This window comes from Streptomyces sp. NPDC127117 (assembly GCF_042677325.1).
In the GTDB taxonomy this organism is placed as follows: Bacteria; Actinomycetota; Actinomycetes; order Streptomycetales; family Streptomycetaceae; genus Streptomyces.
The window spans coordinates 313,365-332,844 of the sequence record NZ_JBHXTM010000001.1; the positions used below are offsets into that span (position 1 = coordinate 313,365).

General features: G+C 70.4%; 15 protein-coding genes. 6 read left to right on the plus strand and 9 right to left on the minus strand.

Annotated elements, in window-relative coordinates:
• Window positions 1–141 precede the first annotated feature (141 nt).
• Window positions 142–351, minus strand: a complete 210-nt coding sequence (locus ACFVH0_RS01490) for a hypothetical protein (RefSeq protein WP_385817392.1) — start codon at window positions 349–351, stop codon at window positions 142–144.
• A gap of 809 nt (window positions 352–1,160) precedes the next feature.
• Between ACFVH0_RS01490 and ACFVH0_RS01495 the strand changes: the two genes are divergently transcribed.
• The 3 genes from ACFVH0_RS01495 (at window position 1,161) to ACFVH0_RS01505 (ending at window position 5,141) form a co-directional block, all read left to right on the plus strand.
• Window positions 1,161–3,392 carry an alkaline phosphatase family protein gene (locus tag ACFVH0_RS01495; protein WP_385817393.1) on the plus strand — a complete coding sequence of 744 codons (2,232 nt, stop codon included), beginning with the start codon at window positions 1,161–1,163 and terminating at the stop codon, window positions 3,390–3,392.
• A gap of 530 nt (window positions 3,393–3,922) precedes the next feature.
• Window positions 3,923–4,216 carry a hypothetical protein gene (locus ACFVH0_RS01500; RefSeq protein ID WP_385817394.1) on the plus strand — a complete coding sequence of 98 codons (294 nt, stop codon included), beginning with the start codon at window positions 3,923–3,925 and terminating at the stop codon, window positions 4,214–4,216.
• 433 nt (window positions 4,217–4,649) lie between these two features.
• Complete coding sequence (locus ACFVH0_RS01505; RefSeq protein ID WP_385817395.1) at window positions 4,650–5,141, plus strand: hypothetical protein; 492 nt, start codon at window positions 4,650–4,652, stop codon at window positions 5,139–5,141.
• On the opposite strand, the gene ACFVH0_RS01510 is transcribed toward ACFVH0_RS01505, so the two are convergent.
• A complete protein-coding gene (locus tag ACFVH0_RS01510; protein WP_385817396.1) occupies window positions 5,081–5,995 on the minus strand; it encodes an alpha/beta hydrolase in 915 nt (304 codons plus the stop codon). The two genes, ACFVH0_RS01505 and ACFVH0_RS01510, sit on opposite strands and share 61 nt — an antisense overlap.
• A gap of 175 nt (window positions 5,996–6,170) precedes the next feature.
• Here ACFVH0_RS01510 and ACFVH0_RS01515 point away from each other — a divergent pair, with 175 nt between their 5' ends.
• Window positions 6,171–7,085 (plus strand): helix-turn-helix domain-containing protein, encoded by a 915-nt coding sequence (locus tag ACFVH0_RS01515; protein ID WP_385817397.1) that lies wholly within the window; start codon window positions 6,171–6,173, stop codon window positions 7,083–7,085.
• Between the two features lie 487 nt (window positions 7,086–7,572).
• On the plus strand, window positions 7,573–8,754 hold the full coding sequence (locus tag ACFVH0_RS01520) for a PucR family transcriptional regulator (protein WP_385817398.1): 1,182 nt from the start codon (window positions 7,573–7,575) through the stop codon (window positions 8,752–8,754).
• On the opposite strand, the gene ACFVH0_RS01525 is transcribed toward ACFVH0_RS01520, so the two are convergent.
• Entirely contained in the window at window positions 8,711–9,103 is a 393-nt protein-coding gene (locus ACFVH0_RS01525) for a carboxylesterase family protein (protein WP_385817399.1), read from the minus strand. The genes ACFVH0_RS01520 and ACFVH0_RS01525 overlap by 44 nt on opposite strands.
• Window positions 9,104–9,152: 49 nt before the next feature.
• Here ACFVH0_RS01525 and ACFVH0_RS01530 point away from each other — a divergent pair, with 49 nt between their 5' ends.
• Window positions 9,153–9,275 carry a hypothetical protein gene (locus tag ACFVH0_RS01530; protein ID WP_385817400.1) on the plus strand — a complete coding sequence of 41 codons (123 nt, stop codon included), beginning with the start codon at window positions 9,153–9,155 and terminating at the stop codon, window positions 9,273–9,275.
• Between the two features lie 289 nt (window positions 9,276–9,564).
• On the opposite strand, the gene ACFVH0_RS01535 is transcribed toward ACFVH0_RS01530, so the two are convergent.
• The 6 genes from ACFVH0_RS01535 to ACFVH0_RS01560 all read right to left on the minus strand — a co-directional run bounded on the left by ACFVH0_RS01535 (window position 9,565) and on the right by ACFVH0_RS01560 (window position 19,470).
• Window positions 9,565–10,419, minus strand: coding sequence for an alpha/beta hydrolase family protein (locus ACFVH0_RS01535; RefSeq protein ID WP_385817401.1), 855 nt, complete (start codon window positions 10,417–10,419; stop codon window positions 9,565–9,567).
• 931 nt (window positions 10,420–11,350) lie between these two features.
• Window positions 11,351–12,418, minus strand: a complete 1,068-nt coding sequence (locus ACFVH0_RS01540) for a class I SAM-dependent methyltransferase (protein ID WP_385817402.1) — start codon at window positions 12,416–12,418, stop codon at window positions 11,351–11,353.
• A gap of 226 nt (window positions 12,419–12,644) precedes the next feature.
• Complete coding sequence (locus ACFVH0_RS01545; RefSeq protein WP_385817403.1) at window positions 12,645–13,841, minus strand: glycosyltransferase; 1,197 nt, start codon at window positions 13,839–13,841, stop codon at window positions 12,645–12,647.
• Window positions 13,838–14,665: an alpha/beta fold hydrolase gene (locus ACFVH0_RS01550; RefSeq protein WP_385817404.1), complete on the minus strand. Its 828-nt coding sequence runs from the start codon at window positions 14,663–14,665 to the stop codon at window positions 13,838–13,840. Before ACFVH0_RS01550 ends, ACFVH0_RS01545 begins: the two co-directional genes overlap by 4 nt.
• 3 nt (window positions 14,666–14,668) lie before the next feature.
• Window positions 14,669–14,995 carry an acyl carrier protein gene (locus ACFVH0_RS01555; RefSeq protein ID WP_385817405.1) on the minus strand — a complete coding sequence of 109 codons (327 nt, stop codon included), beginning with the start codon at window positions 14,993–14,995 and terminating at the stop codon, window positions 14,669–14,671.
• A complete protein-coding gene (locus ACFVH0_RS01560; RefSeq protein ID WP_385817509.1) occupies window positions 14,992–19,470 on the minus strand; it encodes a beta-ketoacyl synthase N-terminal-like domain-containing protein in 4,479 nt (1,492 codons plus the stop codon). The genes ACFVH0_RS01555 and ACFVH0_RS01560 overlap by 4 nt, the downstream gene beginning before the upstream one ends.
• Between the last annotated feature and the right edge of the window lie 10 nt (window positions 19,471–19,480).

The window sequence follows — 19,480 nt, forward strand, 5'->3', positions numbered from 1 at the left end:
TGGGGGGTCACAAACTCCCAGTTTTTGTGGTTTAGTATCGGCCCGGGCCCGCGCCGGGCCCGGGCGGCCTACACCGCCGCCCCCCGGGTAAAAAACCCCGGGGCGGTCGGCGCGGTCGCTGCGGGAGTGCTGCCGCGGCTCTCACTGACGTACATGGTCACCCGACCCATATGCGGGTATGCAGGACGCGGGCGCGGCCTGGACAGCAAGCGTCGACGTGCCCACCGGCACCGCAATGACCGGCTGGTCGGGGCCCCCGAGTCCGACCCGCAGGTCGGCGGCGATGGTGGCCCGGCCGATGGCGGTCGAGAAGACGGCGAAGCCGCGCCGTGGCGGACTCCATCCGGGCATGTATTACCTCCGGAAATCTTCTGGTATGCGGTTTGTGACGGCAGCTCACCAAACTTAGAGGGGCATACGCCCTGGTCGAGAAGACGTAGCGTGAACTGACTCGGAACGATCTGGTCCGGTTGGCGTCCCTGAGGTTGCGCGCCCAGCTACCTTCCCCGGCCCTGAAACGAGGCTCCTGACCCCCCGGGCCCGGTATGACTGTTGCCCCCTGTCGAAGACATGACCTGGGCGTGGCGTCACGGCGGCCCGGAGCGCCGTCCGACTTCTGATGAGCGATCCGTACCTTCTGGTGTCCACACTGATCACGGGGGCGCCGCGTCCAGGAACGGGTCTGGCCGCTTCCGCCCACCGGCTCAGTCCCCCAGCATGCGAACGTCCGGGGGTGACTCCGGACTTTGAGTCCGTTACGAAGCGTTCGGAGCGGTATCGGTGACCCATACCTGTCCGGCTGTGTTTGAGAAGTTCATCTTTGGTTTGAAACGGTGGGAGTGGACGTTCCTACGCTGCTGGCTGCCATGAATGGCTGCGACAGCACAACGGAAACATCACTGTTTGCCTTTGCGGTGGCCTTCGCCGCGATACCGGCGCGTGTGCTGTCGCCCTAACAAGGAAGAATCAGCATGCGCAAAGCGCGCCCAAGCATCCGAGGCGTCATTGCCTCGGCCCTGCTGGCATGTATCGCCCTTCCGGGGGCCGTTTCCGCGGCCGCGGAGACTCCGGACGCCGGGTCTTCGGACGCCACACCTTCGGTCGCCGCGCCTGCGGCGGCCGTGGGTTCCCCCGAGGTTCCCGAGCCTGACCACGTCGTCATGGTGATGATGGAGAACAAGGGCTACGACGACATCCTCAACAACCCGTCCACCAGGCCCCAGGACCAGGTGCCGTACATCAAGTCCCTGGAAGCTCAGGGTGCGTCGTTCACCGACTCGTACGGCCTCCAGCACCCGAGCCTGCCCAACTACTACTCGCTGCTGTCCGCCTCGGACATCGTCAAGACCAACGAATATCCCGCGCCGTCGTCCGTCGACACCGACAACCTCCCCAACCAGTTGGCGACCCACGGGTACACCTTCGCGAACTACGCCAACCAGGCCAAGCCCACGCAGTGGCTCCGCTACAAGACCACACCGGGTACCGCGGGCAGCCTGAACCCGATGGACAAGCGGCAGGAGCAGTTCCCGAGCACGCCAGAGGGTTTCGAGGACCTTCCCACCGTCTCCTTCTACGTGGGCAACGGCCAGCAGAGCATGCATGACGGAACCCTCGCGCAGGGCGACGCCTTCCTCAAGAAGACCTTCGACTCGTACATACAGTGGGCCAGGACGCACAACAGCCTGTTCGTGCTGACCTGGGACGAGGACAACTTCACCCCGGTCAACCGAATCCCGACGATCATGGTCGGGCCGATGGCCAAGGCCGGCGAGTACAGCGAGCGCATCAACCACTACAACGTACTCAAGACGCTGCTGGACATGTACGGCCTGGACCACATCAACCACACGGCCGACGCGAACATCCCGACGATCACTGACGCGTTCGATCTGTCGCAGACCGACCGCTTGCAGGGCATGGACGGACGATGTCTGGAGAACCACGTCACCAACCCGGCGAAGCCGGGCGAACTCGGCCTCCGGCACTGCAAATCCGCTGCCACCCAGCAGTGGGCCAGGCACGCGGACGGCACGATCCGCAACGCTGACAAATGCCTGACGGCGACCGCGGCCGGGAAGACCGGACTCGCCGACTGTGATGGCACCCCGGCGCAGACCTGGCAGCCCGGAACCGACGGCTCCCTGCTCACCCCGGCATCCGGCCTCTGCCTGACCGTCCCCGGCCCGCACACCGCCAACGGAGACCCGGCGGAGCTGCGGGACTGCGACGGCAGGACCGGCCAGAAGTGGGTGGTGCCCGGCTACAACGCGGAGCACTCGCTCACGGTCGGCAGGCCTTCGTTCGTCAAGCCCGGCGACACCGTCACGGTGACCAGCACCTACACCAACGACGTCAGTCCGATGGCGCTGTCGAATGCCTCCGTCGTCCTCACCGTGCCCAGCGGCTGGACGGCTGAAGCCACCTCGCCCGCCAAGGTCACCAAGCTCAAGCCCGGCCAGTCGATCAGGACCACCTGGGCGGTCACCGCGCCCGCGGATGCTGAACCTGGCGACCAGGCACTGTCGGCGCAGGCCACCTACAAGAACGCGAAGAGCAACGACGAGGGCACCAGCACGATCCGCGTCGGGTACAACCCGGTCGATGTCACCGCATCAGGCCTGGACGGTCTGGTAACCGGGCACTCCACATCGGTCCCGGTGAAGGTCACCAACAATACGGCCGGCAGCACGGATGTCACGGTGCAGATGGACGTGCCGTCCGGGTGGAATGTGAGCCAGCCGCAGCCGGTCACCCTGAATGCGTGGGACTCCAAGACCGTCACGTTCTCCATCACCCCGGCCCAGGACGCGTTCGGCCACGCAACGGTCACGCTGTCCGCCAACGGGGAGTTCCCCACGAGCCGTACCGTGCCGGCGACCGTCGGCAAGGCGATCATGATGGCCGGGGAGACCGATGCCAGCAGCCATGAGTTCGCGCTGGCGCCGAATCGATACAGTGCCTATCCGTCGACGTTCCCCAATGACGTCACCTTCACTGCGGCTGTGAGCAACCCGGCCACCGCTTGGAGTTACATCCAGCCCGGGCCTCGCGACTCCTGGGCCGGGAGCAAGTCGCACACATTCACGCTGAACTTCAGTCTTGCCACTGCGCCGAGCAGCGATCTGACGTTCACCACCTGGCTGCAGGACACCAACCCCACTGCCCCGCCCGCGCTCACGATCGGTCTCAATGGCGCCGAGCTGAGCAATGTCCAGACCCCGGCCGGCGGCGGCGGTGGCGCCACATCCGCCAGTAACACCAAGCCGTCCACGCTGAACGTGACCCTTCCCGCCGCCGGCCTCAAGGCCGGCGACAACACCATCACACTCACCACAACCGGCGGATCATGGCTGGTCTACGACGCCTTCGGCATCCGGCAGCTTCCATGACCCGAACCAGCTGACAACTCGCCAAGTTGGCCGCACGCGGCTGCTGACATCCGTCGGCAGTCACGTGCTGCCGGACCGCACCACCCGTACACGGGTCCTGCCCCACGGGGGTGTCATGAATCAGGTGTCCGGGCGAGGGGTGACGCGGCAACGCGGCGAGCGATCGGCCGTTCGGCGGGCTCCGGTTGCGTCCTGGTCGCGCGCGCCACAAACTGCGCCACAAACTGCCCCCTATGGCCGCACCCCGGAAACGGTGTGTTACCGATTCTGGTGACAGGCGCAGCATGCCGCCAGTCGTCGTCGCCTTCCTCCCGGCCTTGGTCTGGACCCGCGGCTGCCACCGCCTCTTCACCTCGCGCTCCAGGCGCGCGGTGCACAGGGGTCGCCGGGGGCCGAGGACGCCGGGCGGCCCGTCGCCGCGGTCGGGGACCGGATCGACGTACTTGTGAACTACGTGGGCTCGGCGTCGGCGCGGCCGGGCGGGTTCCTCCGTATCACGGACGAGCAGTGGCGGAAGACGATGACCTGCTGTGCGCGAGGCCGGTGACGAAGTCCTTTTGTACGGCGAAGGTGCCGACGCCCCCGGCGCCCCCGTGCATCAGGATGTGCTGCCCCGTTGCAACGCGGCATGGCTGACGCGCGCCTGCCACACAGTCAGCACGGCAAGCGCGACGGCCGCCGCCTCGTCGTGGCTCAGCGTGGCCCCGCTTGGCGGCGAATATGTCGGCGGGGCGGCTACGTACGGCAAGATCGCCGAAGCGTGGGTGGCCCCGGACGTGATCAGTCTCATGCAGCAGATCGCGCCCGGCAGCACCGACCGCTGACCCGGCCTCGGGATCAGCAGAACGGCAGGCGGCAGCCCGGGGAACGGCGCCCCGCCCGATTGCGAGTGAGCCATTTCGGTCGCGAATCAGGGTCGTCCAGCGTCTTGCGTTGATCTGCTTCGCTCCGACCGGAAGGAAAGCAGATGAGTGTGCCCTCCTCGTACAGCCAGTTCCCCGACGACACGCTCCCGCGGATCCGGCAGGATGCGCGCATGACCGGCGTGGCTATCACCGGGTCACTGACCAAGGGTTACCCCGATTCCTACTCGGGCGTGGACCTGATGCTGATCATCGCCGACGACGCGTACGACACCGTGATGCAGAAGCGGCTCGCACTCGTCGGCTCCTGGAGCTCTTTGGTGGCCGGATTCACGGAGAGCACGTCCGGGAGCCGCGCTCGGCTGTCACGCTGGTCGGGCCACCCCTGTTGCATGTGGACTTCAAGTTCGTCCGGGCCGCGGACTTCGCCTTACGGACCGAGGACCCGGAGATCCGCCGGGGCCGCGGCGGAACCCTGGCGACCGCGCTCACCCGGCTGCCACCGAGCACTGCACCCTTCAACCGTCAGTGGATCGAGGACCGTTTCCGGGTCTGGGTGCACTACGGCGCGACGAAGCTCGGCCGCGGTGAACTGTTCGAGACCATCGGATTCCTGGTCCTTCTGCGTGGAACCGTGCTCGGCCCCCTGGTCGCCCTGAAGGCCGGCGCGGATCCGCACGGAGTACGCCACCTCGAAAACATCGCGCCGGAACAGGCGCGTGGCCTCCAGACAACGCTGTGCGGCCACGACCGCCGCGAAGCCGGACAGGCGCTCCTCGCGGCGGTCGAGCTGTACCGCCGCTGGAGCCCGGGGACCTGGGCTTCTCACGGCTCCAGGTGCGCTCCGAAGAATTCGGCCAGCCGGTCGATGGCGGGTGTGACGTAGGTGTCCTTGTCGTAGAGGTCGTTGTGTACGGCGCCTTCGATCCAGTGCAGTTCCTTCGGGGCATCGGCCTTCTGGAGTGCTTCCACGCTCATCCACGATGTCACCGCTTCGCGTCCGGTGATCATCAGCAGCGGACGTGGCGCGATGAGTCCGACGGCGTGGAAGGCGTCGAAGGAGGCGATGCGGTCGACGCTGGTCCAGGTAAGAGTCCTGGCGGACCGGGGGTGTTCGGCGCGTGGCGTGCAGTAGTAGTCCCAGCCCTCATGGACGTGAGGGCCGGCGCGGCGCGCCTCGGCCTCGGTCGTGGGGAAGAGCGGGAAACGCTGGACGTCCTCCCCGCGGGCCTCAGCGGTACGGGCCGCTGCCGCTTCGGCGAGCATGTTCTGCAACACGTCGGGGTCCTGGGTGCCGTCCGCACCGAGGCGGAACTGCCGGGAGATGTCGACCGCGCTCACCGTGCCGACGGCCCGGATGCGGTGGTCCGTGGCCGTGGCGGCCAGGGCGTAGCCGCCGGAGGCGCAGATCCCGAGTGCCCCGATCCGGCCGGCGTCGACCTCCTCGCGGGTGGAGAGGAAGGAGACCGCGGCCTTGAGGTCCTCCACTCGCTGGCCCGGGTCCTCCAGACCGCGCGGTTCTCCCTCGCTGGCGCCCTGATACGCGGCGTCGAAGGCGAGCGCGACGAATCCGCGCTCGGCCAGGCGCCGGGCGTAGAGCCCTGCAGCCTGTTCCTTGACCCCGCTGCCGGGGTGGCCGACGACGATCGCCGGGCGGCAACCGGAGGCGGGGGCGTCGGGCGTGTAGAGATGGCCGGCCAGCTTGAGCCCGTTGCTGGGGAATGTGACGTCGCTGCGCATGGTGATGCACTCCCGTCGAAGACGTAGGGATGTATGCCCGAGCCGGGCGTCCGGTCCCCGGATCCGGCGACCTCGGTCCCACCGTCTCCCGCGTCGGTACGGCCCCGCCAGGGACGACTGTGCCTATGCAGCCCAGTACCAGGCATGTCGTCGCGGCAGCGACCACACTGGAGGCATGGCAGACCATGACGCCGCGGATCTCGGCAGCGGGCTGGGGAACTTCCTGCGGGCCCGACGCGCGGAGTGCGACCCACGGCAGGCGGGATTTCCCGATGACGGGAGGCTGCGGAGAGTACCGGGCCTGCGCCGGGAGGAACTGGCCCAGCTCGCCCATGTCAGCGTCGACTACATCGTCCGGCTCGAACAGGGGCGCAACTGTCGGGTCTCTCGCGCCGTACTGGATGCGCTGGCCGACGCGTTGCAGCTAGCCGCGGACGCGAGGGCCTATCTCTTCACTCTGGCCGACGTCGCGCCCGCCCCTTCGCCGAGTTCACCCGGGCGACATCAAGTCGCGCCTCGCCTGGAGCAGTTGCTAGACACCATGCACGATGTACCCGCCCTGGTGCTGCGTCGCGGCATGGACGTCCTCGCGTGGAACCGGGGAGCGGCAGCCCTCCTGACCGACTTCGCCGTGCTGCCTGCGGCGCAGCGGAACCTGATCCGGCTCACTTTCCTCGACGGCGCCTTCCGCTCCCTGTACGCGGACTGGCCCCCGGTCGCCCGCGAGTGTGTCGCCACGCTGCGGATGGAAGCCGGCCGCGCGCCTCATGACGCGGCCTTGGCGGAGCTGATCGGGGAACTCACGGCACGGGATCCGGACTTCCGTATCTGGTGGGCGGGTCACCGGGTGCGAGGTCCGCGGCAGCTCACGAAGACATACATTCACCCGGTCGTCGGCCGGCTCACATTGGACGTCCAGCAGTTCACCGTCGACACCCACCCCGGCCAGTTGCTCGTGGCATACACAGCCCCGCCCCGTTCTCCGTCGTACGAGGCGTTGAGACGCCTGCTTCAGAGCTCTTCGTGGCCGGTTCGAGGACGGCCACGCACTCCACGTGCGCGGTCATCGGAAGCACGCCACGGGAAGTGACATTCAGGGAGCCTGGAGGTCAGACGCAGTATGGCCTCTCCCGAGAAGCGGCCCGCACGTGCCCGGAGCGTCAGACGAACGCCACGGCCGAGACGGGTCGGCCCTGCTCGACGGGTGTCGACGGCATTCCCGCACACTGCCGGCAACAAGGACGTCGGAGATGCGGAGCCACCGGTCGATGCTCACCCCCGGGCGCCGGCCACTGTCGACCGGACCCGGGCTCGTAGTGGCGGAAGTAGTGCTTGTGGAGTCCTGTTTCCTGGTCGAAGTTCACTGACCGGGGAAGCGCAACGGTGTGTATGTCGGGCTTGTCGCTGTCCAGACAGTGATGCCCCCAGAGTGCTACGGGTGTGCCACGTGACGTCGCCGCTTTCGTCGACGAGTTGGCGGCCGGGAGCGGTTCGGGGACACGCCCGACGCACTGCCCGCGCCGCCGGACCCGGGGCTCCGATTGACGGCACGGCCGGGGCGGTGTAACGATGCGCCGATGTCGGACCTGCACGCCCGGATGGCCGCCCGGGTCGGTGACCTCACGGCCGTCGTGGTTGCGCGCTGCGCGGCGGAGTCGCCGTTCTACGGGGCGCTGCCCCGCGCCACCCTCCAGGGCGAGGTGGCGCGGTCCATCGCGGCGGTGCACGCGCTGTTGCTCAGGGCCCTGCGCGACGGCGGCGGGGAGCCGTTGAGGCCGGGCGATCTGACCCGGCTCATCGAGTGGTCGGCGCGCCGGGCCGAGGAGCGCGTCCCCCTGGAGGCGGTGATCGCCGCGTACCTGATCGGCGCCGAGGTGTGGTGGCAGACGCTGACCGAGGTCGCGGAGCCCGGTGAGCTGGCCGGGGCGGGCGGCAAGCTGCTCGCTTGGCTGCACGCCGCGCTGCCCGCGGTGGTCCTCGCCCACCAGAATGCCCAGGAGGACCTCCACAGCGAGAACAAGCGCGTACGGCGGGCCCTGCTCGGCGCCCTGATAGCAGGACGGCCGTACGAGGAGCTGGCGGGCGTGGCGCGGGTGACCGTGGTGGGTGAGTGCGAGGTGGTTGCCTTCGCGTTCGAGTCCGACCCGCCGAGCAGATTGGTGCAGTCCTCGCTCGACGCCTTCACCGGGATCCCTGTGCTGATGGACCACGTCGCTCGGATCGCCTTGTTGCCGGGCAGGTCCGACGTGCCGGGCCTGGTGGCCCGGCTGGAGAAGGACGTGGGGCAGCCCGTGCGCGCCGCCGCCGCCCGCTCCTCCGTGCCGGCGACCATCCCCTCGGCGGCGCAGGAGGCCGGCCGCGTGCTGGATCTCGTCCGCCGCCTGGGACGCCCGCCCGGGTGCTACCGCCTCGACGACGTGCTGCTGGAGCACCAGCTCGCGCGCCCCGGGGACGGCCTGGTGCGGCTGGCGGCCAAACTCGACCCCTTGGAGGAGCATCCGTACCTGCTCGAGACGCTGCGCGTGTTCGTGGAGCGGGGGCTCAACCGCCGCCAGACGGCGTTGGAGCTGTGCGTCCACCGCAACACCCTGGACTACCGGTTGCAGCGAGTGAGCGCGCTGACGGGCCTCGACCTCGCGGTTCCCGCGCAGGCGCGGCTGATCCAGGCGGCGCTCGTCGCCAGGGACCTGGCGAGGCCCGCGGATCAGCACGGGGTCACCGGATGGCAGGGATCCGCAGGAGCAGCGGAAAGCGGATGAACCACGGCCGACGTCGGCGAGCGCCCGGCCTGACATCTGTCGGAGCCTGGCGCCGAGTTCCGCATGCCGGGGTTCGAGGACAGGGCCGGCGCCAGGGTGTGGTCGAAGACCATGACGCGCCGGGGCCGGTCATGAGGGCCGCGACGCCGATCGCGCCGGCGGACTCCCCGCGCAAGGTGACGTTCGCCGGGTCTCCGTCGAAGGCGGAGATGTTGTCGCGGACCCGGATCAGGGCTGCGATCCGGTCGAGGAGGCCCCGGTTGACGGGGGTGTCGGGAAGACCCCGAACCCCTCGACGCCAAGCCGACAGTTGACGGAGACGAGGACCACCCGTCGCGCGCGAAGTCATCCCCCTTCGTAGAGCGGCAGGTTCGCCGAGCCGTTGCGCGGGGAGCCCCGTGGATCCAGACCATGACGGGCAGCCGGCCCTCTCCGACGGATGGGGTCCGGACGCTGAGGTCGAGACCGTCGTCCCCGGCGATGCCCGGATCGGGTATCAGCCGGTCGAGGGCGGGCGGTAGGGGCGTTCGGGCGCAGTCGGCCCGTACTCAGGAGCATCTCGTACCCCTTCCCAGGACTCGACCGGGGCGGGAGCGCCGAGGGGCGGGGCGGCGTTGCGGATGCCGGGACAGGTGGAGATCCCATTGTGGAAACAGCCTCGGACCCTGTCCGGTCCGGTCGCAATGAGGTCCTTGGCGGTCCTTCCATGTGGCAACGGGGCCGGCCGCCCCTGGTCGCGGGAGCGTCAGGGGCGGGCGGCGTGGATCGGGACGGCCGCCGGTCACAGCGGAAGGGACCTCCGGGAGCGGTTCACCGGCTCGCGAGGCCGTTGCGGCGGACGTCGGACCAGGTGCCGCTGTCGGTGCAGATCCCGCAGCCGGCCCCGAAGAACTGTGCACGCGCCGTCTGGTCCCCCATCAGCTGTGCCTTGAACCAGGCGGTGGTGGGCGCGGCGAACGGGCCGGGATCACCCACGACCGTGAAGTGATCGGCTCCGCGCAATTCCCCGTAGATGGCCGGTATGTGGTCGGCGTCGTTGTAGAAGGCCTTGACCAGGAAGGGGAAGACGATGCTGTCGTTCTGTCCGGCCAGGAGGAGCGCGGGTACGTGTACGTCGTCGATGTCGGCGAGCGGCCCGGGCTGGATGGGGAGGATGGTGTCGATGCGCGGGTCCGCGCCGACGACGATGGCGGCGGCGCCGCCCTGCGAGTGACCGGACGCGCCGATGTGCTCAAGGTCGACACGGTCGTAGAAGGGGCTGCTGTGGTCGGCGTTGCGACGGGTGAGCAGGTCGATCCCGGCGCGCATGGAGATGCCGAGGTTGGACTGCGGGGTGTTGGCGGCGGCGACGATGAAGCCCTGACTGGCCCAGTGGAGCAACAGGTCGCGGTAGACGACCGGGAAGGCGAAGGTGCCGTTTCCCCACACGATCACGGGGTGGCGGCGGTCGCTGGTCGCGATGTCACGCGGGTAGTACAGGGTGGTCACCGCCCCGACCTCCACCGCGGTGGCGTAGGGGCCGGGAGCGCCGTAGTCGGCCGCGGCCGCCTCGGCACTGGCACCGGCGGGGGAACCGGTGGACGCCGCTGCCGATCCAGCGCCGGCAGAAGCCGTCAGCAGGAGCAGGAGCGAGGTCAGGGGGACGAGCAGTTTTCTCCAGAGCACAGCGGACTCCCGATGTCGTCACGGTGAACTGGATGTTTCATCCGGCTCACGCCTTGTCTGGTCGCACATCCTGAAGCACGGTTCGAGACCTGTCTCTGCGCAATCACGGCAAGCAGCGACGTCGGAGTTTGTGCAATATGCCGAGATGCCTGAGCACGGTGAGGGTGCCATGCTCGGTTCCGCCGCTACGGCAGAGAGCCCGTCGCCCGGTCCCGAGAGGAGGACGCCGGGAACGGAGAAAGCCCCGCGCACCGTCCGCCCCGCACGACCTGCACGGTCAATCAGGTGACGCCCCATCAGAACGAGCGTCATCTCAGCGTGCAGACATCGCCCGTAACACCCATAGCGCACATGGTCGTCGGCCTTGGCCACCACGGCGCCCGCACCTTCCTCTACACCAGCCGCGGCACCGGCTTCCGGGGCCCGCTGCTTGCTCGTGCTCCGCTCCCCCGCACCTGCCCACCTCGCCGTAGCGCCGGGCAGGCCAGCACATCCGCGTGGAGCAGTCCACGAGCCGAGGGGCAGCGTCGGAGGATAGCCAGGCGCGTCCCGCTGAGGACAAGATCGGGACCACACCCGGGCCAACGGCTCCGACAAGCCGTATATGGCCGCGTTTTGCACAGGTCAGCGACGCGTGACGCCTGTACCACCGGCAGACGAAGAACCTCCTGGTGTCGTACTCGCCGAAGAGGCCGGGCTTCTTCCAGACACAGCAAAGGGGCACCCGACCAGGCAGGATGCCCGTCAGACGCCCCCTTCACAGCGCGCGGCCGAACGGTAGGTCGAGATGCGCCCTCACTCCCGGTACCTCCGGCTGGTGCCCCAGCTCTGACGAGCAGTTCCGGGGGCGGGCGCGACCGGACTGCTGTCAACACCGCGAGGCCGGAAAGGCCGTACACCCCATGGGTCGAGAAGACACCGTGCCCAGCCGTCAGTCGCGCCGCGCCACGATCCGGTACGCGTTCGACACCCGAAGCCGGTACGACAGCGGCCGCACCGCGAACCGGTCCAACAGGGTGCCCACGACCAGCGCCGGAATGCCTGCGACCAGCAGCGCCCCGCGCAGCGTGCGGCGCAGCCGACTCGGTGGCTCGGGCAGCCACGGCGCATCGTCACGCGGCGCCGCATGGTCCAGCGCCAGCCATACGGCGGCCAGCAGGTCGACCGGGTCGTGCGGCTCGGCATGCTGTTCGGCGACCACTGTGAAGCCCATCTCCGTGAGCCGCTGCCGCAGATTGGCCACCGGGACGAAGTGCAGGTGCTGCGGCTGGAGCCAGGGCAGCCACCAACGGCCCAGCAGCCTGGCGTACCGGCTCTCGGGGTCCGGCACCTCGATGAGGAGATGCCCGCCGGGCCGTACCGTCTCCCGTGCGGCGCGCAGTTCACGATCGGGCTCAGTGCTGTGCTCCAGGTAGTGGAACATGCTCACCACGTCGTAGTGGCCGCCCAGTTCGGGTGCGAGGTCGGGAAAGCTGCCCCGGTGGCCACGCTCCACCCGGCCCTCCCGCTCAGCCAGTTCGACGCCGTCGGTGAAGTCGAGGCCGTCGAATACGGTGTGGGGCAGCACCGACCGCGCAGCCGCGCAGAAGTGGCCGTGCCCGGTCCCGACGTCCAGCCATCTCTTCGGCGCGGAGTCGTACGGCAGCATCGACTCAGCCCGCCCCCGGTACATCTTGGTGCGGCCCCCGAAGGTGTCACCGAGTTTCTTCTCGCCGAGCCCGTCGTAGAAGTCCCGGTAGTAGAAATCCAGTCCCTGCGCGTTCAGCCGAGGGTTCTGAAAGGTGTGACCGCAGCCCTCGCAGCGGTCGAGGACGAAACGGCCCGGCTTGTGCTGGAGCAGGTCGGTGGTGCGCAGCCGGGTGGTCAGCTCCTGCGAACCGCACCATGGGCAGTCGGGGCGGCGCGGCTCGAAGAAGCTCTCCCAGCCGACGGCGATGTCCGCCTGGTAGGCGGGCCGCAGCCGGGCGATCCGGACAGCGGACTCGGTCTCTTCGCTCATCTGAACTCCCTGGCTGTTCCCGTACGTCGTGGCGTTGGATCGGCTGATTCGCGGTGCGCGAGAGTGTCTGTCGAAGTCGTGGCCGCTCGCGTGGGATGTGGCGGAGCCTTCCCGGGCCGCGATTTTGCCCGCCTGACGCACAGCGAGGTCATCGGGACACTGACGGCCGACCGGCTGGGCTGTGGAGTGCGGTCGCCGGGGTGTCCGGCTTCGCCGTCACAGATGATCACGGGCACCCTCCCTTCATGCCCGCAGGCTGCCGGAAGGTCTCGTCCAGTTCGCCGAGCCGGAGCGCGGCGGCACGGGCCCCACCCGCGGAGCGGAACGCCGTACGGATCCGGTCGGCCCCGACGCGGTATCCGGAGTCGTCCAGGACGGAGTCGACCGCCGAGACCAGCTTCCGGACCGTGGCCCGCCCGAACCGGACCCGCACCCCGGCCCCGGCGTCCACGACCTGTCCGGCCACCACCGGCTGGTCATCGCGGATGGGAGCCACCACAAGCGGAACCCCGTGCCACAGCGCCTCGCACACACTGTTGTGGCCGGCGTGGCAGACGACTGCGCCAACGCCTCTTTCCAGAAGGGAGAGTTGCGGCACGGACGGCACGATCAGCACGTCCTTGTCGCCGTCCCGCGCCGGGAGCACGCCACCGGGATCGACGATCACCGCCTGCACCCGGTCGGCCCGCTCCCTCAGCGCGCTCCGGCACACGTCGAGGAACCGGCCGCCGGCATCGGCGTTCGCCGTGCCCAATGTGACCAGGACGGTGGTGCGGCCGGCGTCGAGCCATTCCCACGGGAAAGTGGCGGTGGACGGACGCGCCGTGATCGACGGACCGACCCAGCAGACCCCGTCGTGCGCCGAACCCGCCAACTCGGGTGTGCTGAACGCGAGGACGAGATGCGGTGAGAAGCGGGGGTCGGCCGTGCCCGACGGATCCCCTACGGCCTCCCGGAGCGCGGCCAGCCGCTGCTGCAACCACTGGCCGACCTTGGGAAGCCCGGCGAGGGGGTCGGTGAACTCGGCCGACGTGGTCGCCGAGGTCGCCCACGGCAGGCCCAGCCGTTCCGCGATCAGCGCGCCCGCGAATGCCTGCTGGTCGGCGACGACGACGTCCGGCCGGAACGTCTCGACAGCGGCCCGGACACCCGGGGCCATCGCCTCGGCCAGCGGCAGCAGGTACCACTCCCACAGGAACTTCAGCGCCTCCGGACCGCGCAGCTCCGCCGGCCGCTCACCCCGGGGCGCCCCGGCGCACGCCATGACGGGCCCGGCCCCGGGGCCCGCGAGTCGGCTGACGAGCGCAGGTTCGGGACACACCCACGCCACCGCGTGTCCTGACGCGACGAGTTCGGCGGCGACACCGACGGTCGGGTTGATGTGCCCGACCAGGGGCGGCACGACGAAGAGGAAGCGGCTCACCCGGCCACCTCCGCCGCCACCCGCCCGGTGGCGCGGCCGGTCTCCTCGACGAGCGCCAGGATATGCCCGCCGACCGTCCCGGAGGCCTCCACCAGGACCGAGTGCTCGTGCCCCGGGATCACCACCGTCCGGCAGTCCGGAAGCGCTGACGCCAGCCAGGGCGCGAGTTCGGCGAGATCGGAGTCGCCTCCGTACAGGCCGAGCACCGGACAGCGCACTGCCGCGATCTGGCCGGCCGTCAGGACACTGCTGGCCGGGATGTCCCGGCCGAGGGTGGTCTCGCGGGCCAGTCGGGCCGCTCCCTTGGCCAGGCGCGCGGTGTTGTGCCCGCGGTGGGTGCTGATCCAGGCGATCGCGTCGGGCTCGTTGTGGGCGAGCTGGGTCACGACGCGGTCCAGGATGCCCTCCAGCTTCTTCGCCCAGGCGGCGGTGGCCGGTTCGGACTCGATGAGACTCACGCTCGCCGCCCGCTCTGGGCACCGGGCCGCGAAGCCGAACGCGATCGTGCCACCGAAGGAGTTGCCGACCAGATGTACCGGACCGGTCACCGCCAGCCGGTCGAGCAGCGCCTCCAGGTCGTCGATGTTGTGCTCGACCGTGTAGCCCTCGGCAGGGCGTTCGCTGCGCCCGTGGCCGCGCAGGTCGTACATGACGACATCGAGACCGGCGGCCGCGAACGCGGGTGCGACGGTGAAGTAGTAGCTGGCCAGGCTGTCGGTGAGCAGACCGTGCACCAGCACCACGGTGGCGAGGGCCGGCCGGCCCTCGCGGGGACCGATCCGCTGTACGTGCAACCGGGCGGCGCCGGTGTCGACCATCACCATGGCTCAGCTCGCCTCCCCGGCCTTCAGACTGGTCACGACGTACTCGACCAGCCGTCCGACGGTCAGCTCGATGATCTCGTCGAACTCCATACCGGCCAGGAACTCCGCGAAGTTGACCCGGTCCCCGTACCGCTCCTGGAGCAGCCCGGCGAGGGTGACGAGGTCGATGCTCTCCAGCTCCAGGTCACGGTTGAAGGTCGTCGTCATGCCGATCCCGACGTCGTCGAGGCCGTACTCGTCCTCCAGGAGCCGTGCCAGCATGCCGGTGAGGTCGGCGAGGACGGAGTCCTCGTCGGCGGTGACGGGGATACGGGGGGTGGGAGCTGTCATCGGGCGTCGTACTCCTTAGCGGTCGGGTTTCCCGTCGTCCATGCCACTGCGTACGCGCGCTCCGGCAGCCGGGGCGGGTTGGTGGCCGGCACGCAGTGCACGGTGTAGGGGCGTTCCAGGCGGCCCGCGACGGTCAGCCGGTCGCCGGCCGGTGTCGCGTCGAGCACGGTGAAGTCCCGCGGCCGGCCGCCGAATCCGGTGCCCTCCGCCTTCGCGACGGACTCCTTGGCCGCCCAGAAACGGGTGAACCACAGGGCCTCGCTCTCGCCGGTGTCGGCCGACAGGCGGTGCAGCAGCCGCAGCTCGTCGCCGTCGAGGGCGGCGGCGAGGGCCTGTGGGGTGCGATCGGTGACCTCCTCGATGTCGATGCCGGGGTCGGGGCCGGTCCGGTGCGGTCGGACGATCGCGACGGCCGCCTCCGCGCAGTGGGCCAGCGAGACGTCCAGTGGGGGCAGGACCCGCCCGTGCACGCCGGTGACGTACGGGCGGCCCTTCTCGTCGTTGTGCACCCGCAGTTCCGCCGGGAAGACGGGGCCCTCGCCGTGGTCCCACAGCCACTGCCGCACCGCGTCCTTGACCGCGATGCGTCCCAGCAGCCACTGCCGGCGTCCGCGTGGCGCGTGGCGCGCGTACTCCGCGCGCTCCGCGCTGCCCAGGGAGTTGCGCATGATCAGCTCCCGGGACGCCAGGTCCGGCCACCTCTCGTGCAGCAGCCGCCAACCGCCGGGGCGCGGCTCGGACAGGGTGTTGCGATCCGGGAAGCGCTCGACGGGCCGGGTCTGCGGGTCGTTGTCGAAGCGGCGGTCCTGCCAGCCGTACAGCTCCGCCCACACGGTGCCCCCGGCCCTCAGCTGTACGTCGGCCTCCAGAAGAGCGTCGGTGAGCGAGGTGATGCGTACCAGACATTCCACCTCTGTTCCCGGCGCCGGATGCGGCCCGTAGAACCGCATTTCCCGCATTCCGACCGGGAACACGACGGTGCGTTCGGAACGGGTCGCCATGATCCAGTAGCCGAGGATCTGGCCGACGTTGTCCAGCAGCGCGCCGGGCGCGGAAGGGGTGGTGAGACGTCCGCGCACATGGCGGTCGCCGATCGCGGTGAGTTCGCCGACGCCCTGGAACGCCGGGCCGTGGAACATCCAGCGCTCGGCGTAGAGCTGGGCAGCGGTGTGGTCGGGGGCGCGCTCGGTTCCGGGATCGATGGCCCACGGGGTGGGGGGCGGGGCGGGGTACGCGGCGGCGAGCTCCACGGTGGCCCGGGCCCGCGGGCCGAAGGAGACGGCGAGAAGGCCCGCGCCCTCAGGCGTCACGGTCACGGGCACGTCGACGGCCGGGGTGGCGGTGAGCCACTCGTCGAACCGCGCGCCGTGCACGGCGACCGGCAGCCCGCCGGGGACCGTCTTCTGCGCGGCGTCCACGATGTGCTGCACGATCGTCGTGGCCGGGACGACCGGCCACCGGTCGGCGACTTCGGGCCAGCCCGGCCGCTGGGGGAAGAAACAGTGGTCCAGGAGGTAGGGCATGGTGTCGGTCGAGACGCGGACGGTCGTGTGCCGTGACCCGGCGGACGGGGCCGGCGCAGACGTTTTCGCCCTCGCGTTCATGAGGGCGGCTGCCGTGTCCGCGGTCTCGCTCAGCAGGGCGCTCAGTTCGGCGGCCACCGGGGAACTCTCGGCGAGGGAGTCCAGGGGCGACGAGCCGGCCGGGACCGGGGCACGCGCGGGCGCCCGCAGCTCGGCCCGCAGTGCGGGGAGCCGCTGGGGCGAGAGGGACACCAGGGCACCGCTGAGGTCCAGTCGCACCGGTGGCCGTCGATTCGTGGTCGTCGCCTCGGCGGGTTGCAAGGAGGGCGCCACCATGGAACCCGCCGTCCACAGCGCGGTGGCCACCCGGCGCAACTGGGCGAGGCCGGTGCGATGGGGCGAGTTGGCGGCGACCACCAGGTGGTCGCGGCCGCCCAGGGTGTCGCTCACGAGGGAGCCGAGCTGACCGGGTCCGGCCTGGACGAACACCCGGTGACCGGCCGCGTTCAGGGCCTCGGTCAGCTGCCGGAACCGCACGGGTTCCAGCAGATGCCGGACGAAGAGAGCCCGGATCCCCCTCTCGTCCTCGGGGAACGGCGCGGCGGTCGTACCCGACCAGAGCGGGGTGTGCGGCGGATGCAGGCGGAACCGGCCGGCGGCCTCCTCGATCGGTCCGAGATGGGGGCGCAGCATCGGCGTGTGGAAGCCCGAGCGGAACGGCAGGACCTGGCTGAGGACCCCCTGGGCGCGACGCGCCCGTACGAAGTCCTCCACCGCCGCCTGCGGACCGCACACCATCGACTGACCGGGTGCGTTGTCGTGGGAGAGGACCAGCCCCGCACCGCTCCCGCCCTCGTCGTGCAGGGCGGCCAGGACGTGCTCGGCGGAGGCGCCGATCGCGCCGAAGGCGAGACCGGGGACCGTCACCGAGGCGGGGTCGAAGGCGGCCATGAACGCGTCGACCTCGTCGCCGGAATACAGCCCGGCCGCCGCCATGGCCGTCCACTCGCCGACACTGTGTCCGGCGACCGCGTCCGGCACGATCCCGCTGCGGCGCAGCGCCGCGTCCAGGAGGCGGCCCACGGCGACCACGCCGAGACCGTGCCGGCCCACGTCGTCGGTCCGGTCTCCGTCGACTGCTGGGGCACGCAGACCGAAATGGGCGGCCACGTCGTCGACCTTCGGAGTGAACTCGCCCTCCAGCCCCGGGAACAGGAATGCGAGTCGGCCGTGGCCGGCGCCCAGGAGGGGACTCGGCCGGAACCAGACGTCACCGCGTCCGTGCCAGCCTCGCTGCCGGGCGACCGCGCGGCGGGCCAGAGCGAGCCGTTTGGCGGTCGGGGCGACGATGCCGAGACGGGCGGGGCCCGCCTCCGGGTGCGGGTGGCCGGGGGCGAGGCCGGCGGCCCGTACGGTGTCGTCGTCTGCGTCCAGCAGGGCGGCGAGGCGTGCCGGGGAGTCGGCCGCGAGCAGCAGGATGTGCTCGGGCTCGGCGACCTTGAGGACCGGGCGGGCCGGCACGCTCGCGCGGGGCATGCGCACGCCGGGGGCTTCCTCCAGCACCACGTGCGCGTTGATCCCGCCGAAGCCGAACGCGTTGACCGCGGCCCGGCGAACGGGTCCGTGCGCTGTGGTCTCCCAGTCGGCTGCCTTCTCCAGGGTGCGGAACCGGGTGCGGGCCAGGGCGGGGTGCGGGTCGTCGCAGTGCAATGTCGGAAGGAGTGTGCGGTGGTGGACGGCGAGCGCGGCCTTGACCAGACCGGCGACCCCGGCGGCCGGCATGGCATGCCCGATCATCGACTTGACCGATCCCAGAACCGCGTCACCGTCTCCAGGGCCGAACACCTCGGCGAGTGTGGCGAGTTCGGCGCTGTCACCGGCCGGGGTCGCGGTGCCGTGCGCCTCCAGCAGGCCGACCGAGCCCGGCTCGGCGGGGTCCAGCCCGGCCGCCCGCCACGCATGCCGTACCGCCTGCGCCTGACCACCGGGCTCGGGGTTCATGAGACCGGCCACCCGTCCGTCGCTCGCCACGCCGGTACCCCGGATCACGGCGTAGATCCGGTCTCCGGCACGCTCGGCGTCGGCCAGCCGCTTGAGGACGACAACGCCCGTCCCCTCACCTATCAGGATGCCGTCGGCGTCCCGGTGGAAGGGCCGGATGCGCTGGCTGGGGGAGAGTGCGCGCAGCTGGGAGAAGACGCTCCACAGCGTGATGTCGTGGCAGTGGTGGACGCCGCCGGCGAGCATCACGTCGCACCGCCCGGAGGCGAGTTCGCCCACGGCCTGGTCCACGGCGATCAGCGAGGAGGCGCAGGCGGCGTCCACCGTGTACGCGGGCCCGCGCAGATCGAGCCGGTTGGCGACCCGGGAGGCGGCGAGATTGGGCACCAGGCCGATCGCGGACTCGGGGCTGTCCGGACCGAGGCGCTCGGTGAACGCCTGTCGGACTCTTCCGAGTTGGTCCCCCGTCAGGTCCGGCAGCAACTCCCCGAGTGTGCGGACCAGTTGGCCGGCCGTTCGGACTCGCTGATCGAGCCGGACCAGACCGGGCGTGAGATAGCCGCCTCTGCCCAGAACGACGCCGACCCGGCCCCGGTCGGGAAGGCGATCGGGGCCGCCCGCGTCGTCCAGGGCGGCCGAGGCCACGTGCAGGGCGATGAGCTGGTCGGGCTCGGTACCGGCCACCGAGTTCGGCATGATCCCGAACCGGGTGACCTCCACCTGCGCGAGCCCGTCCACGAACCCGCCGCGGCGGGCGTAGACCTGGTTCGCTACGGCCGGGTCTGAGGCGGTGCCCGGGTGGTAGTTCTCGGCGTCCCAACGCCCGTCCGGTACCTCGCCGATCGCGTCCACACCGTCGCGCAGGTTGCGCCAGTAGGCGTCCAGGTCCGCGGCGCCCGGCAGCAGCACCGCCATCCCGACGATGGCCACCGGCACTTGTCGCGCGGCCATCACCTGGGCG

Bases quoted from the DNA above. Each gene is read 5' to 3' on its own strand.
- ACFVH0_RS01510 (WP_385817396.1), bottom strand. From the start codon at position 5,995: ATGCGCAGCGACGTCACATTCCCCAGCAACGGGCTCAAGCTGGCCGGC.
- ACFVH0_RS01515 (WP_385817397.1), top strand. From the start codon at position 6,171: ATGGCAGACCATGACGCCGCGGATCTCGGCAGCGGGCTGGGGAACTTC.
- ACFVH0_RS01490 (WP_385817392.1), bottom strand. From the start codon at position 351: ATGCCCGGATGGAGTCCGCCACGGCGCGGCTTCGCCGTCTTCTCGACC.
- ACFVH0_RS01555 (WP_385817405.1), bottom strand. From the start codon at position 14,995: ATGACAGCTCCCACCCCCCGTATCCCCGTCACCGCCGACGAGGACTCC.
- ACFVH0_RS01540 (WP_385817402.1), bottom strand. From the start codon at position 12,418: ATGAGCGAAGAGACCGAGTCCGCTGTCCGGATCGCCCGGCTGCGGCCC.
- ACFVH0_RS01560 (WP_385817509.1), bottom strand. From the start codon at position 19,470: ATGGCCGCGCGACAAGTGCCGGTGGCCATCGTCGGGATGGCGGTGCTG.
- ACFVH0_RS01550 (WP_385817404.1), bottom strand. From the start codon at position 14,665: ATGGTGATGGTCGACACCGGCGCCGCCCGGTTGCACGTACAGCGGATC.
- ACFVH0_RS01520 (WP_385817398.1), top strand. From the start codon at position 7,573: ATGTCGGACCTGCACGCCCGGATGGCCGCCCGGGTCGGTGACCTCACG.
- ACFVH0_RS01495 (WP_385817393.1), top strand. From the start codon at position 1,161: ATGGTGATGATGGAGAACAAGGGCTACGACGACATCCTCAACAACCCG.
- ACFVH0_RS01525 (WP_385817399.1), bottom strand. From the start codon at position 9,103: ATGACTTCGCGCGCGACGGGTGGTCCTCGTCTCCGTCAACTGTCGGCT.